The 411-nt window shown below is 75.4% G+C and carries 1 pseudogene; it reads right to left on the minus strand.

What is annotated here, in order from left to right:
- Positions 1 to 355: pseudogene (locus tag ACLWS4_RS37610) on the minus strand (hypothetical protein); the annotation flags it as partial.
- Positions 356 to 411: the final 56 nt, after the last annotated feature.

Below are 411 nucleotides of genomic sequence, written 5' to 3' on the forward strand. Positions count from 1 at the left end.
AGCCGGAGGGCCGGAAGGCGGTCGGGACGGTGGCCTCGGCCCCGGTCGAGTACCACCGGCGGGCCGCACCCGTCCCGTCGTTCCAGGAGACGGCGAACTGCACCCCGAGGGCGTCACCGTTCGGATCGGTGGCGGTCGCGGTCAGCCGGGGCGGTCGGTTCACGTCGGCCGGGGTGGCCGAGCAGGCCCCACCGGGCGTCATGGTCAGTGCGTCGGCCGCGCTCTGACGGGGTGGCAGGTTCCGGGCAGCGGCCGCGCCGTCGGCGGTGGCGAGCTGGGCGAGCGAGAGCGAGCTGACCAGGGTGCCGAGCGCGGCGGCGCCGGCGGCCCAACTGCGGGCAGGGCGGATCGTCACAGGTCTCCTGTGCTGGGGGGTGGTCGGTGTGACCACGACCTTTGCCTCCGCTTGAC

Source organism: Kitasatospora sp. SC0581, assembly GCF_048159585.1.
Classification (GTDB): domain Bacteria; phylum Actinomycetota; class Actinomycetes; order Streptomycetales; family Streptomycetaceae; genus Kitasatospora.